12 protein-coding genes are annotated in these 13,447 nt (G+C 73.3%); 9 read left to right on the plus strand and 3 right to left on the minus strand.

Annotation, left to right across the window (positions count from 1 at the left end):
* The first annotated feature begins 8 nt into the window (after positions 1–8).
* From ABZ693_RS20965 to ilvD, 3 genes are all read left to right on the plus strand, one after another.
* On the plus strand, positions 9–935 hold the full coding sequence (locus ABZ693_RS20965) for a Ppx/GppA family phosphatase (RefSeq protein WP_359879284.1): 927 nt from the start codon (positions 9–11) through the stop codon (positions 933–935).
* A 156-nt stretch (positions 936–1,091) separates the two neighbouring features.
* Positions 1,092–1,928 carry a sugar phosphate isomerase/epimerase family protein gene (locus ABZ693_RS20970; RefSeq protein ID WP_359879287.1) on the plus strand — a complete coding sequence of 279 codons (837 nt, stop codon included), beginning with the start codon at positions 1,092–1,094 and terminating at the stop codon, positions 1,926–1,928.
* Between the two features lie 151 nt (positions 1,929–2,079).
* Positions 2,080–3,933, plus strand: coding sequence for a dihydroxy-acid dehydratase (gene ilvD, locus ABZ693_RS20975; RefSeq protein WP_359879289.1), 1,854 nt, complete (start codon positions 2,080–2,082; stop codon positions 3,931–3,933).
* A gap of 98 nt (positions 3,934–4,031) precedes the next feature.
* Here the strand turns inward: ilvD and ABZ693_RS20980 are convergent, their stop codons facing one another.
* Positions 4,032–6,212: a protein kinase domain-containing protein gene (locus ABZ693_RS20980; protein ID WP_435842489.1), complete on the minus strand. Its 2,181-nt coding sequence runs from the start codon at positions 6,210–6,212 to the stop codon at positions 4,032–4,034.
* A 239-nt stretch (positions 6,213–6,451) separates the two neighbouring features.
* Between ABZ693_RS20980 and ABZ693_RS20985 the strand changes: the two genes are divergently transcribed.
* The 5 genes from ABZ693_RS20985 (at position 6,452) to proC (ending at position 9,967) form a co-directional block, all read left to right on the plus strand.
* Positions 6,452–6,793, plus strand: coding sequence for a peptidase (locus ABZ693_RS20985; RefSeq protein WP_359879294.1), 342 nt, complete (start codon positions 6,452–6,454; stop codon positions 6,791–6,793).
* Between the two features lie 34 nt (positions 6,794–6,827).
* Positions 6,828–7,370 (plus strand): hypothetical protein, encoded by a 543-nt coding sequence (locus ABZ693_RS20990; RefSeq protein ID WP_435842490.1) that lies wholly within the window; start codon positions 6,828–6,830, stop codon positions 7,368–7,370.
* A 52-nt stretch (positions 7,371–7,422) separates the two neighbouring features.
* Positions 7,423–8,313, plus strand: a complete 891-nt coding sequence (locus tag ABZ693_RS20995; protein ID WP_359879299.1) for an ABC transporter ATP-binding protein — start codon at positions 7,423–7,425, stop codon at positions 8,311–8,313.
* Entirely contained in the window at positions 8,310–9,047 is a 738-nt protein-coding gene (locus ABZ693_RS21000; protein ID WP_359879302.1) for an ABC transporter permease, read from the plus strand. The genes ABZ693_RS20995 and ABZ693_RS21000 overlap by 4 nt, the downstream gene beginning before the upstream one ends.
* A 110-nt stretch (positions 9,048–9,157) precedes the next feature.
* Positions 9,158–9,967, plus strand: a complete 810-nt coding sequence (gene proC / locus ABZ693_RS21005; RefSeq protein ID WP_359879305.1) for a pyrroline-5-carboxylate reductase — start codon at positions 9,158–9,160, stop codon at positions 9,965–9,967.
* A 14-nt stretch (positions 9,968–9,981) separates the two neighbouring features.
* Here the strand turns inward: proC and ABZ693_RS21010 are convergent, their stop codons facing one another.
* Positions 9,982–10,620, minus strand: coding sequence for a cysteine hydrolase family protein (locus ABZ693_RS21010; RefSeq protein ID WP_359879308.1), 639 nt, complete (start codon positions 10,618–10,620; stop codon positions 9,982–9,984).
* Between the two features lie 75 nt (positions 10,621–10,695).
* Between ABZ693_RS21010 and ABZ693_RS21015 the strand changes: the two genes are divergently transcribed.
* On the plus strand, positions 10,696–11,766 hold the full coding sequence (locus ABZ693_RS21015) for a GlxA family transcriptional regulator (RefSeq protein WP_359879311.1): 1,071 nt from the start codon (positions 10,696–10,698) through the stop codon (positions 11,764–11,766).
* On the opposite strand, the gene trpS is transcribed toward ABZ693_RS21015, so the two are convergent.
* Positions 11,682–12,731 (minus strand): tryptophan--tRNA ligase, encoded by a 1,050-nt coding sequence (trpS, locus tag ABZ693_RS21020; RefSeq protein ID WP_359879314.1) that lies wholly within the window; start codon positions 12,729–12,731, stop codon positions 11,682–11,684. The genes ABZ693_RS21015 and trpS overlap by 85 nt on opposite strands.
* Positions 12,732–13,447 lie beyond the last annotated feature (716 nt).

Genomic DNA, 13,447 nt, shown 5'->3' on the forward strand with positions numbered 1-13,447 from the left:
TTTCCGCCATGAGACTCGGAGTCCTCGACGTCGGTTCGAACACGGTGCACCTGCTGGTGGTCGACGCCCACCCCGGCGCCCGCCCGCTGCCCGCGCACTCGCACAAGGCGGAGCTGCGGCTCGCCGAGCTGCTCGACGAGCGGGGAGCCATCGCCGACGCGGGCGTCGAGCGGCTGATCGCCACGGTCCAGGACGCGCTCACGGCCGCCGAGGACAAGGGCTGCGAGGAGGTGCTGCCGTTCGCGACCTCGGCGGTGCGCGAGGCGAGCAACGCCGACTCCGTGCTGTCCCGGGTGTACGCGGAGACGGGCATCGCGCTCCAGGTGCTGAGCGGCGAGGAGGAGGCCCGGCTGACCTTCCTGGCCGCCCGCCGCTGGTTCGGCTGGTCCGCGGGCAAGCTGTTCCTGCTCGACATCGGCGGCGGCTCGCTGGAGGTCGGCTTCGGCATCGACGAGGAGCCGGACGCCGCCGTGTCCCTGCCGCTGGGCGCCGGCCGGCTCACCGCGGGCTGGCTGCGCGGCGACCCGGCGGACCCGGGCGAGGTGAAGGCGCTGCGCCGGCACGTCCGCGCGCAGATCGCCCGTACCGTCGGCGAATTCAGCCGCTTCGGATCGCCCGACCATGTCGTGGCCACGTCCAAGACCTTCAAGCAGCTGGCCCGGATCGCCGGCGCCCCCGGCTCGGGCTTCGGGCTGTACGTCCAGCGCAGCCTGACCCGCGCCTCGCTCGCCGAGTGGGTGCCGCGGCTGGCCACGATGACGTCGTCCGAGCGGTCGACGCTGCCCGGCGTCTCGGCGGGGCGGGCGGCCCAGCTGCTCGCGGGCGCGCTGGTCGCGGAGGGGGCGATGGACCTGTTCGGGGTGGAGGCCCTGGAGATCTGCCCGTGGGCGCTGCGCGAGGGCGTGATCCTGCGCCGCCTGGACCACCTGCCGTAGCGGCGGGGGTACGGGTGGGTACGGAACGGGTCCGTGGTGGGCGTGCGGCGGCCGGGAACGGCGTGAGCGGAGCCGGGCGGCCGGGTGACGGGAGCCGGGCGGCCGGGTGACCGGAACCACCTCCCCGCCCACAGGCCCGCCCCGTACCCTGTCTCCGTGGCAGAACCAGTCGTGCGGATCCCGGAAGCGAAGGTCGCGCTCTCGACGGCCTCCGTCTACCCGGAGTCGACGGCGACCGCCTTCGAGGTCGCCGCACGTCTCGGTTACGACGGGGTCGAGGTCATGGTGTGGACCGACCCGGTCAGCCAGGACATCGAGGCCCTGCGCCGGCTCTCGGACTACCACCAGGTGCCGATCCTCGCCGTGCACGCGCCCTGTCTGCTCATCACCCAGCGCGTCTGGTCCACCGACCCGTGGGTCAAGCTCCAGCGCGCCCGCGCGGCGGCGGAGAAGCTGGGCGCGTCGACGGTGGTGGTGCACCCGCCGTTCCGCTGGCAGCGGCAGTACGCGCGCGACTTCGTCTCGGGGATCTGGCGGATGGCGGACGAGACGGACGTCCGGTTCGCCGTCGAGAACATGTACCCGTGGCGGTACAAGGACCGCGAGATGCTCGCGTACGCCCCCGAGTGGGACGTCACCAAGGACGACTACCGGCACTTCACCGTCGACCTGTCGCACACGGCGACCGCCCGGACCGACACCCTCGCCATGGTCGACCGCATGGGCGACCGGCTCGGCCACGTCCACCTCGCGGACGGGCGCGGTTCGGCGAAGGACGAGCACCTGGTGCCGGGCCGCGGCACCCAGCCCTGCGCCGAGCTGCTCGAACGCCTGGCGTACAGCGGCTACGACGGTCATGTCGTGATCGAGGTCAACACCCGCCGGGCCATGTCGTCGGCCGAACGCGAGGCCGACCTCGCCGAGGCGCTGGCCTTCACCCGCCTCCACCTGGCCGCCGCGTCCCGGGATCGGGACCGGGGCACGCGCGCGTAAGCGCCGGAAGCTCCCGACCCGGCTCCGCCCTTCCCCTTCCCACCGAGCCCGGAGACGTCGTCCCGTCCGCGATATGGACAAGCATGTCCATATCCTGGAGTCAGGGCGTACGCTCGACAGCAAGCACACCCGTCACGAGAGGCGAGCGACGATGCCCGAGCTGAGGTCCCGCACTGTCACCCACGGCCGCAACATGGCGGGCGCCCGCGCCCTGATGCGCGCCTCCGGTGTACCGGGCGCGGACATCGGACGGAAGCCCGTCATCGCCGTGGCGAACTCCTTCACCGAGTTCGTCCCCGGCCACACCCACCTCCAGCCGGTCGGCCGGATCGTCTCCGAGGCCATCACCGCGGCAGGCGGCATCGCCCGCGAGTTCAACACGATCGCCGTCGACGACGGCATCGCCATGGGCCACGGCGGCATGCTCTACTCGCTGCCCTCCCGCGACCTGATCGCCGACAGCGTGGAGTACATGGTCGAGGCGCACTGCGCCGACGCCCTGATCTGCGTCTCCAACTGCGACAAGATCACCCCGGGCATGCTCATGGCGGCGCTGCGCCTGAACATCCCCACCGTCTTCGTCTCCGGCGGCCCGATGGAGTCCGGCCGCGCCACGCTCGTCGACGGCTCGGTCCGCACCCTCGACCTGGTCGACGCGATCTCCGAGGCCGTCAACGACAAGGTCTCGGACGAGGACATCCGCCGCATCGAGGAGAACGCCTGCCCGACCTGCGGCTCCTGTTCCGGCATGTTCACCGCCAACTCGATGAACTGCCTGGCCGAGGCCATCGGCCTCGCCCTGCCCGGCAACGGCTCCGTCCTCGCCACCCACACCGCCCGCCGCGCGCTGTACGAGAACGCCGCCCGCACGGTCGTCGAGATCACCCGCCGCTACTACGACGAGGACGACGCGTCCGTACTGCCGCGCGCCGTCGCCACCCACGCGGCCTTCGACAACGCCATGGCCCTCGACATCGCCATGGGCGGCTCCACCAACACGATCCTGCACCTGCTGGCCGCCGCCCAGGAGGCCGGTCTCGACTACGGCCTCGCCGACATGGACGCCGTCTCGCGCCGCGTCCCCTGCCTGGCCAAGGTCGCGCCGAACGTCGCCCCCGGCGGCACGTACTACATGGAGGACGTGCACCGGGCCGGCGGCATCCCCGCCATCCTCGGCGAGCTGCACCGCGCCGGCCTGCTGAACGAGGACGTCCACGCCGTGCACAGCCCCTCCCTCGACGAGTGGCTGAAGAACTGGGACGTGCGCGGCGGCTCCCCCGCCGAGGAGGCCGTCGAGCTGTGGCACGCGGCCCCCGGCTGCGTCCGCTCCGCGACCGCCTTCTCCCAGTCCGAGCGCTGGGACACCCTCGACACCGACGCCGAGGGCGGCTGCATCCGCGACGCCGCCCACGCCTACTCCAAGGACGGCGGTCTCGCCGTGCTGCGCGGCAACCTCGCCGTCGACGGCGCCGTGGTGAAGACCGCCGGCGTCGACGAGTCGATCTGGACCTTCGAAGGCCCGGCGGTCGTGTGCGAGTCGCAGGACGAGGCCGTCGAGAAGATCCTGAACAAGCAGGTCAAGGACGGCGACGTGGTCGTCATCCGCTACGAGGGCCCGCGCGGCGGCCCCGGCATGCAGGAGATGCTCTACCCGACGTCCTTCCTCAAGGGCCGCGGCCTCGGCAAGACCTGTGCCCTGGTCACCGACGGCCGGTTCTCCGGCGGCACCTCGGGCCTCTCCATCGGCCACGCCTCCCCGGAGGCGGCCTCGGGCGGCACGATCGCGCTCGTCGAGGACGGCGACCGCATCCGTATCGACATCCCGAGCCGCTCCATCGAGCTGCTGGTCGACGAGGCGACCCTGGACGCCCGCCGCGCCGCGCTCGGCGGCGTCTACGTGCCGAAGAACCGCGAGCGCAAGGTCTCGGCGGCGCTGCGGGCGTACGCGGCGATGGCGACGAGCGCCGACAAGGGCGCGGTCCGCGACGTGAGCAAGCTGGCCTGACACCGGAAGCCGTAGCCGTACCTACGCGCGCGGGGCGTGAGCGAACCGGTATCGCTCACGCCCCGCGCGCGTACGCGTAGGCAGCGCCGGCCCGCGCATCACCAGTCCGCCGGCTCCGTCGCGTCCACGGCGAACACGGACCCGTCCGGGACCCCGGCGATCACCCGGGGGCCGATGACGACGGGGGCGGGCAGGCTGGCGGTGAAGGGGTACCGGCCGCCGGCGGTACGGGGCCGGGTCTGGCCCAGCAGCGTGCCGCGCGCCGCGTCCACGGCGAGCAGCCGCCCGTCGCCGGCCGTCAGCAGGACCCGGCCGTCCGCGACGACCGGCCGCGACGTCCGCGTCACCTCGGTCTCCAGCCGCCACAGCCGGGCCCGGTCCGCCCCGGCAGTCCCGGCGGCCCCATCCGAGCGTGCCGTGTCGACCGCGAGGAGCGTGCCGCCGACCCCGACGACGTACACGACGTCGCCCGCCACAGCCGCCTGCGCCTGGTCCAGGGGCGCGGCGAGCGGCACCCGCCGGACGTCCGCCGCCCGGTCGGCGAGGTCCACCCGCACCACGGCGTCGGTGTACCCGTCGAGGTCGGCGGAGAGCAGCAGCAGCGCGTCCCCGGTCGCCCCCACGGGTTCGAGCAGGCCGGGCACCCGGCGGGTCCACAGCACCGTCCCGTCCGCCGCCCGGACCGCGCCGACCACCGTCGACCGCCCGTCCGCGGCCGGCGTCGCGGTGTACGCGGTCTCCGCCGAGGCCCCTGCCGAGGACCCCGCTCCGGCGGCGAGCCAGCGGGTGCCGGCGCCCCCGATCCGCGTCGACCACAGCTGCCGCCCGGTCGCGCCGTCGAGCGCGCGCGCCTGCCCGCCGCGTGGACTCACGAGCAGCACCGTGCCGCCGGCGGGCACGACCTGGACGCCGCCCGCGAGCGAGGCGCCCCAGACCACGTCGCCGCCGGCCGGCCGGTACGCCTCCAGCCGGCTCCCGTCGCCGTTCGCCGCGAGCACCAGACCGCCCGACGGAAGCGGGGCGCGGCTCTCGTCCGCCCGCCCGCCGTCCGCGTGCGCCGACCACACGGCCGTACCGCCGTCGGCGTCGAGCCGGGCCAGCGGCACGCCGGGGCCGGAGCAGTAGAGGTCCGTGCCGGAGGCGGTGCACAGGGGGGAGTGGCGCTCCCCGGCACCTTCCGCGAGGGTGGCCTCCCAGGGGCGGAACGTCCGGCTCCGCTCGTCCGCGGCCGGGCCGATGCTGTCCGGTCCCCCGCCCCAGACCCGTACCCCGACGAGGGTTCCGGCGGCCACGGTGACGAGCAGCGGCAGGGCGACGGCCCACCGCAGCCCACGCCGCCGTCCACCGTCCTTCCCCGTCCCCTTCCCCGCCCCCTTCCCCGTCCCCTTGGCCTTCTCCTTCGTCTTCTCCCGCCGCGCGGAGCGGTGTGTGGGGGCGTCCGTCGCCGCGCCGAGCGCGGGCGCCGTCTCGGCCCCCGGCACCCGACGGCGCTGCGCCGGTACGAGCCCGACCGCCCCCGCCCCCGCGATCCCCGCCGCCGCACCCGGCTCCGCGACCCCGCGCAGCCGCCCCATCAGCTCGTCGGCGGTGGGCCGCTCCGCCGGGTCCTTCGCCAGACAGCCGCGCAGCAGCGGAGCCAGCGCCTCCGGTACGCCGGTCAGTTCGGGCTCGTCATGGACGACCTGGTACGCGACGATGTACGGGCTGTCCGAGTCGAACGGCCCCCGCCCGGTCGCCGCGTGCACCAGGACGGCGCCCAGCGCGAACACGTCCGCCGCCGGCCCGACCTCGCGCGGCCGCTGGAACTGCTCCGGCGCCATGAACGGCGGTGTGCCGATCAGCCGGCCCGTCTCGGTGCGCAGATCGCTGTCGGCGGGCCGCGAGATCCCGAAGTCGATGACCTTGGGGCCGTCCGCCGCGAGCAGCACGTTGCCGGGCTTCAGATCGCGGTGCACCACCCCGGCCCGGTGGATGTCGCGCAGCGCCTCGGCCAGACCGGACGCGAGCCGGCGCAGCTCCTCGACGCCGAGCGGCCCGCCCTGCTTGACCCGGTCGGACAGCGTGGGCCCGTCGATGAACAGGGTGGCCATCCACGGCCGGTCCGCTTCCGGATCGGCGTCGACGACGGGCGCGGTGAACGCCCCGCTCACCCGCCGCGCGGCCGCCACCTCCTGCCGGAAGCGCGCCCGGAATTCCGGATCGGCGGCGTGATCGTCGTGCACGACCTTGACGGCCAGGCACAGCCCGGAATCGGACGTGGCCAGATGGACCACACCCATTCCACCTGAGCCGAGAACCGGCCCGAGTCGATACTGGCCGGCGTGATCCGGCCGTTCCGCTTCCGGAAACAGCGGTCCGGAATTGCGCAGCGGCGGCATCCGCCCACCCCCGTGTTCGTCCGCGAGCGCGACGTGCGGAGCCTAGTCGATGACCTGTGCGAATCCCTCGGCGCCTTGCTAGCCTGCGCGGCGTGTCGGTGGCCATCACCGCACATTCACGCTCAACGGGGGAGGAACACATGGGTTCTGACGAAGCGACGGCGGTGTCCGACGTGGCCGGATCCGGTACGCCGGAGACCACGGACGCGGCGGCCGAGGCCGTCACCACGATGTCGGTGAAGCGCTACCCGGTCGCGCCGGGCGTCCAGCTCAACGTCCGGTCCGGCCCGGGCACGAACTACGAGATCGTGAAGATCCTGCCGCTCGGCGCCTCCGTGCCGATCAACTGCCAGCGGCGCGGGGAATGGGTCACCGGCCCGTACGGCACCTCGAACATCTGGGACAACATCGCCAACGGCCAGTACGTCTCCGACGCGTACGTCCACACCGGCAGCGACGGCTACGTCGCCGTCCCCTGCTGACCCGGGCCTCAACCTCGTCGCCGTCGCTCGCGGGATGACTCGCGGGATAATCGGTCCTGTGAGCGACGACGACCGCCCCGCCGCGGGCACATCCGACAAGAACGGCCCCAGCCCCGGCCCCCAGCCCGAGGAGATCCGTTTCTTCGGCACGACCTGGGTCGACCACGACGGCGGCTACGGGCTGCGCCGCGCCGGCGTCGCCGTCGGCGCGCTGCTCGCCGCCGCGGCCGGCGGCCTGGTCCTGCGCTTCGGCTTCCAGGGACTGCAGATCGCCGAGGTCGGCGGCTTCGTCGACATCCTCGTCGTCGTCATGTTCGCGATCTGCAGCGCCATCGCCTTCCGCAAGACCTGGGAGGGCTTCACCCGCCGTCCCGCCGATCCGGCCCGCGAGGACGCGCTGCGCAGCGTGAAGGCGATCGGCCTCATCGGCTCGCTCCTCGCGTACTCCTTCCGCGCCCTCACCGAGGCCCCCGGCGAGCGGCTGCGCCGCACCGAGTACGAGACGGCCCTCGTCCAGTACGAGAAGCGCCGCGCGCAGCGCGCCGGCAACCCGTCCTCCCGCAAGAAGAAGCGGTAGCGGGGCCGTACGGTCCTTGACCGGGGACACCCCCGGCCGCACGATGCACCGCATGGTGCGCAGTGAGCGGGGTGTCCGTACGGAGGACGGGGACGAGGACGGGGACGAGGACGGGGCCGGTCGGCCCGCCGCCCTCACCGCGCGCGGCCTCACCGTCGTCCGCGGCGGCCGCCCCGTCGTGCGCGACCTGACCTTCACCGTCCCCCGCGGCCGGGTCACCGGCCTCCTCGGCCCCTCCGGCTGCGGCAAGACCACCCTCATGCGGGCGATCGTCGGCACCCAGGCCAAGGTCACCGGCACCCTCGACGTCCTCGGCCACCCCGCCGGCGCCGCCGCCCTGCGCTCCCGGATCGGCTACGTCACCCAGGCCCCGTCCGTCTACGACGACCTCACCGTCCACCAGAACCTCGCCGCCTTCGCCGCGATCCTGCTCCCGGGCCGCGCCCACCGCGCCGCACGCCGCGCCACCGTCGACCGCGCCGTCGAGGACGTCGACCTCGCCGACCACGCGCACGTCCTGGCCGGCCGGCTCTCCGGCGGCCAGCGCAGCCGCGTCTCGCTCGCCGTCGCCCTCCTCGGCACCCCCGAACTCCTCGTCCTCGACGAACCCACCGTCGGCCTCGACCCCGTCCTGCGCCGCGACCTGTGGGACCTCTTCCACCGCATCGCCGCCGACCGGGGCACCACGCTGCTCGTCTCCTCGCACGTCATGGACGAGGCCGAACGCTGCCACCGGCTGCTGCTCCTGCGCGACGGCGCGCTCCTCGCCGACGACACCCCCGACGCGCTGCGCCGCCTCAGCCCCGCCGGCACCGTCGAGGCCGCCTTCCTCCACCTCGTCGAATCCGCGGCCACCCCCGACCCGGGCCCGGAACCAGGCCCGGACGCGAACCCCGGCCCCGGCCCCGCCCCCGGCCCTCACCCGCAGGAGCCCCGCCCATGAACGGCGCCCGCACCCTCGCCACCGCCGCCCGCGTGCTGCGCCAGCTCCGCCACGACCCGCGCACCCTCGCGCTCCTGCTCCTCGTCCCCTGCGTGCTGCTCGTCCTGCTCCGGTACGTCTTCTACAGCGACCCGCAGGTCTTCGACGGCATCGGCGCGTCCCTGCTCGGCATCTTCCCGCTCATCACGATGTTCCTGGTGACGTCCATCGCCACCCTGCGCGAACGCACCTCCGGCACCCTCGAACGCCTCCTCGCCATGCCGCTCGGCAAGGGTGACCTCATCGCCGGCTACGCGCTCGCCTTCGGCCTCCTCGCCGTCGTCCAGTCCGCCCTCGCCACCGGGCTCGCCCTGTGGTTCCTCGGCCTCGACGTCGTCGGCTCGCCCTGGCTGCTGCTCCTCGTCGCCCTGCTCGACGCGCTCCTCGGCACCGCCCTCGGGCTCTTCGTCTCGGCCTTCGCCGCCACCGAGTTCCAGGCCGTCCAGTTCATGCCGGCCGTGATCTTCCCCCAGCTGCTGCTGTGCGGCCTGTTCACCCCGCGCGACCAGATGGCCCCGGCGCTGGAAGCCCTCTCGAACGTCCTGCCCATGTCGTACGCCGTCGACGGCATGAACCAGGTCCTGCGGCACCCGCACCTCACCGCCGACTTCGTCCGCGACGTCCTCGTCGTCGCCGGCAGCGCGGTCCTCGTCCTCGCGCTGGGCGCGGCCACCCTCCGCCGCCGCACCGCCTGACCCGCCGGTTCGCCTCCCTGCCCGCCCCTCGGACGAAAACCCCACGCCAGGCCCCCTGGTGCGAGGATGGCCCTGCACGTGGAGCCCCGTCCGACGAGGTGAACAGAACGATGACCCAGACCGTCGCAGTCCTCGGCACCGGCAAGATCGGTGAAGCCCTGCTCAGCGGCATGCTCCGCGCGGGCTGGCGCCCCGCCCAGCTCCTCGTCACGACCCGCCGCGCCGAACGCGCCCGGGAACTCCACGACCGCTACGGCGTCGAGACCGTCGACAACGCCGAGGCCGCCAAGCGCGCCGACATCCTCATCCTCGCCGTGAAGCCCCAGGACATGGGCCGCCTCCTCGACGAACTCGCCCCGCACGTCACCGCCGACCGGCTGGTCGTCAGCGCCGCCGCCGGCATCACGACCGCCTTCATCGAGGAACGCCTCGCCGCGGGCACCCCCGTGGTCCGCGTCATGCCCAACACCCCCGTCCTCGTCGACGAGGGCATGTCCGTGATCTCCGCCGGCAGCCACGCCACCCACGACCACCTCCGCCACACCGAGGAGATCTTCGGCGGCGTCGGCAAGACCCTGCGCGTCCCCGAGTCCCAGCAGGACGCCGCCACCGCCCTCTCCGGCTCCGGCCCGGCGTACTTCTACTTCCTCGTCGAGGCCATGACCGACGCCGGCATCCTTCTCGGCCTGCCCCGCGCCCAGGCCCACGACCTGATCGTGCAGGCCGCCATCGGCGCCGCCGTCATGCTCCGCGACAGCGGCGAGCACCCGGTCAAGCTCCGCGAGGCCGTCACCTCCCCGGCCGGCACCACCATCTCCGCCATCCGCGAGCTGGAGAACCACGGTGTACGGGCCGCCCTGATCGCCGCCCTCGAAGCGGCCCGCGACCGCAGCCGCGAACTCGCCTCCGGCAACGGCTGAGCCGCGCCGCTCCGCTACGCCGCCGACGGCAGGGGCCCGGCTCCGGCCAGCACCTGTTCCGTCGTCACGACCCGGGCGAACGCGCCGCCGTGCAGCGACACCGCCGTCGCCCGGGCCAGCTCCTCGGCCGTCAGTGTCCAGCCGAACGGCCCGGCCAGGTCGAAGGTGTGCATCGCGTCGAGCGGGAACAGCACGTCGTAGCCCAGGTTCCCGCCCATCCGGGCCGTGGTCTCGTTGCACATGTTCGTCTGGATGCCGACGATCACGAGCTGCCCGATCCCGGCCCCCTTGAGCCACGCGTCCAGATCCGGCTCGCCGTAGAACGCCGAGTTCACGCTCTTCGTCACCAGCAGCTCCGGCCCCGCGCCCTTCCCGCGCCGCGCCTCGACGACGTTCTTGAAGGCATTGCCCTCCGCGCCGGGCGCCAGCGGCGACCCTGCCTTCGAGGAGTCATGCCGTACGAAGACGACCGGCCGCCCCGTCTCCTGCCATCGCTCGATCAGCGCGGCCATGTTCTCCTCCGCCGCCGGGTTGTCCCGCCGCCCCCAGAACCCCGCGTCGTCGAATCCCTTCTGTACGTCGACGACGACCAGCGCCGCGTTCGCCTCGACCGGGACGCCGGCCTCGACCGTCTTGTTCTCCGTGATCTCCATGCCTCGATCGTGCCGCCGCGCGCCCCGCCGTCCCAGTGGCACGAACGCCACTGATCGATGGTTTACTGCCACCCCATGACCGACCGACGCCTTCCGCGCCGACGACCCCAGCGCATCGCCCTCCTCGCCTTCCCCGGCATCCGCGCCTTCGACGTCGCCGTCATCACCGAGGTCTGGGGCACCGACCGCCGCGACCGCGGCGTCCCGCCCTTCACCCTGCTGCGCGCCGCCGCCGACCCGGCCGTCCCCGTCCCCCTCCGCGGCGGCCTGAGCCTCAGCCCCGACACCCCGCTCGACCGGCTCGACGACCTCACCCCCGCCGACCTGGTCGTCATCCCCGGCATCGAGGACCCCGACGCCGACCTGCCCGAACCCGTCCTCGACGCCCTGCGCCGCGCCCACGCCCGGGGCGTCCCCGTCGCCGCCCTCTGCGCCGGCGCCTTCGTCCTCGCCCGCGCCGGACTCCTCGCCGGCCGCCGCGCCGTCACCCACTGGCACCTGGCCGGCACCCTCGCCGAACGCCACCCCGAGACCCGCGTCGAACCCGAGGCCCTCTTCATAGAGGACACCGGAATCTGGACCTCCGCGGGCACCGCCGCCGGCATCGACCTGTGCCTCCACCTCGTCCGTACGACCCACGGCGCCGAAACCGCCGCGACGATCGCCCGCTCGATGGTCACCGCGCCGTTCCGCACGGGCACCCAGGCCCAGTTCATCGAGCACCCCACCCCGCGGGCCGACCGCGACGCCGACGCGCTCGCCGACGTACGGGCCCACGCCCTCGCGCACCTCGACGCACCCCACACCGTCGCGAGCCTCGCCGCCCGCGCCGGCATGTCCCCGCGCTCCTTCGCCCGTCACTTCCGGGCGACCACCGGCACCACCCCGCTGCGCTGGCTCGTCGCCCAGCGGGTCGCCGCCGCCCGCAAACTCCTCGAACGCACCGACCACCCCCTCCCCGAGGTGGCCCGTCGCGCGGGCTTCGGCAGCGAGGTCACCCTGCGCCAGCACTTCGCGGCGCACCTCTCCACCAGCCCGCGCGACTATCGCGCCGCTTTCCGTCACCCCACCGGAACAACCGCTTCCACCGCATCCACCGCTTCCGCGGGCTCCGCCACGGGCGGCAGCAGCCCGATCGCCCGGTAGGCCCGGTCCACCACCGGCCGCGCCATCCCGCGCGCCCGCTCGGCACCCCGCCGCAGCACCCCGTCGACGTACGCCGGATCGGCCGCGATCTCCGCGTGCCGCTCGCGCAGCGGCCGCAGCAGCTCGACGACCGCGTCCGCCGTGTCCTTCTTCAGCGCGCCGTACGAGGTGTACGCGCCGGCCAGCACCTCCGGGTCGCCCCCGGTCGAGGCGGCCAGTACGTCCAGCAGGTTCGTCACCCCGGGACTGGCCGCCCGGTCGTAGACGACTTCCTGCGCGCTGTCCGTGACCGCCCGCATGATCTTGCGGCGCGTGGTGGCCTCGTCGTCGAGGAGATAGACGATGCCGGACCCGTTCTCGTGCGACTTCCCCATCTTCGAGGTGGGGTCCTGGAGGTCCATGACCCGCGCGGCCACCTTCGGGTTCGTCGCCTTCGGCACGGTGAAGACCGGCTCGTAGCGCTGGTTGAACCGCACCGCGAGGTCCCGCGCCAGCTCGACGTGCTGCGTCTGGTCCTCGCCGACCGGCACCTCGTCGGTGTCGTACGCGAGGATGTCCGCCGCCATCAGCGCCGGATACGTCAGCAGCGACAGCCGCACGCCCTCCCCGGCGTCCCGGGCGCGGACGCTTTTCTCCTTGTACTGGATCATGCGTCGCATCTCGCCGTCGGTGGCCACGCACTCCATCAGGTACGAGAGCCGCGCGTGCTCGTCCACGTGACTCTGGACGAACAGCGTGCACCGCTCCGGATCCAGCCCCGCCGCCAGGAGCAGCGTCGCCGCCTGCCGGCTCAGCCGCCGCACCCGCCCGGGATCGTGCTCCACGGTCAGCGCGTGCAGGTCCACCACGCTGAACAGCGCGTCCGCCTGGTGCTGGTCCACCTCGACCCACTGTCGTACGGCGCCCAGGTAGTTCCCCAGGGTCAGGTGACCGGTCGGCTTGATCCCACTGAAGATCCGCTTCATCGCGTTCTTCTCCCTCTCTCCGGTGAGGGCCGCCGGCCCGGCGGCCTGGGTTCCCGGAGGGGGATACACGAACGGCCGCCGAGGCGGCGGCCGTTGTCTGCATGCGCGAGGACGGGCCGCCTTCAGGCGGCCCACCACTGGGTGGTGTGCGCATGCGTAGTCATGAGGACCACCGTACCCCTCCGGGCCCGGCTTGACACGCGATTCCCCGAACCGTAGTGTGCTCCGAGTTGTCCGACGTGAGCACCGGCCCCGGTCGGCCCCGGACAGCGATTCCGCAAGAACCACTCAAGCCCGACGGCGACGATTCGTCGTCCCCTCGTGCTTTGTCGTGTGTTTTAGCGAAATGAGGAATCCGCGTTCGAAGTCCGGACGCCGCCCGCCGATTAGCTCGGAGGCAAGGAATCCGCTAAAGTCTCACCAGTCGGAACGGCCCAACAGCCGCGAAGACAAACCCCGCTGACTGGGAATCAGACGCCGAAAGGATCTGATAGAGTCGAAAAGCGCCGAAAGGGCCTGGAAGCGAAAGCCGAAAGGAACGGAAAGCGCCGAGTGAATCGGATCGAAAAGATCTGATAAGCTCGAAAAGCCGGAAGGGAACGGAAGCGAAAGCGACCGGGACCGGAAAGCACCGAGGAAATCGGATCGGAAAGATCTGATAGAGTCGGAAACGAAGGAAGCGCCCGGAGGAAAGCCCGAGAGGGTCAGTACAAAGG

It is taken from the genome of Streptomyces laurentii, from assembly GCF_040635425.1.
GTDB classification, from domain to species: domain Bacteria; phylum Actinomycetota; class Actinomycetes; order Streptomycetales; family Streptomycetaceae; genus Streptomyces; species Streptomyces laurentii.

Coding starts and splice junctions, on each gene's coding strand:
- ABZ693_RS20990 (WP_435842490.1), top strand. CDS start 6,828: ATGACTCGCGGGATAATCGGTCCTGTGAGCGACGACGACCGCCCCGCC.
- ABZ693_RS20965 (WP_359879284.1), top strand. CDS start 9: ATGAGACTCGGAGTCCTCGACGTCGGTTCGAACACGGTGCACCTGCTG.
- ABZ693_RS20995 (WP_359879299.1), top strand. CDS start 7,423: ATGGTGCGCAGTGAGCGGGGTGTCCGTACGGAGGACGGGGACGAGGAC.
- ilvD (WP_359879289.1), top strand. CDS start 2,080: ATGCCCGAGCTGAGGTCCCGCACTGTCACCCACGGCCGCAACATGGCG.
- ABZ693_RS21010 (WP_359879308.1), bottom strand. CDS start 10,620: ATGGAGATCACGGAGAACAAGACGGTCGAGGCCGGCGTCCCGGTCGAG.
- ABZ693_RS20980 (WP_435842489.1), bottom strand. CDS start 6,212: ATGGGTGTGGTCCATCTGGCCACGTCCGATTCCGGGCTGTGCCTGGCC.
- proC (WP_359879305.1), top strand. CDS start 9,158: ATGACCCAGACCGTCGCAGTCCTCGGCACCGGCAAGATCGGTGAAGCC.
- ABZ693_RS20985 (WP_359879294.1), top strand. CDS start 6,452: ATGGGTTCTGACGAAGCGACGGCGGTGTCCGACGTGGCCGGATCCGGT.
- ABZ693_RS21015 (WP_359879311.1), top strand. CDS start 10,696: ATGACCGACCGACGCCTTCCGCGCCGACGACCCCAGCGCATCGCCCTC.
- trpS (WP_359879314.1), bottom strand. CDS start 12,731: ATGAAGCGGATCTTCAGTGGGATCAAGCCGACCGGTCACCTGACCCTG.
- ABZ693_RS21000 (WP_359879302.1), top strand. CDS start 8,310: ATGAACGGCGCCCGCACCCTCGCCACCGCCGCCCGCGTGCTGCGCCAG.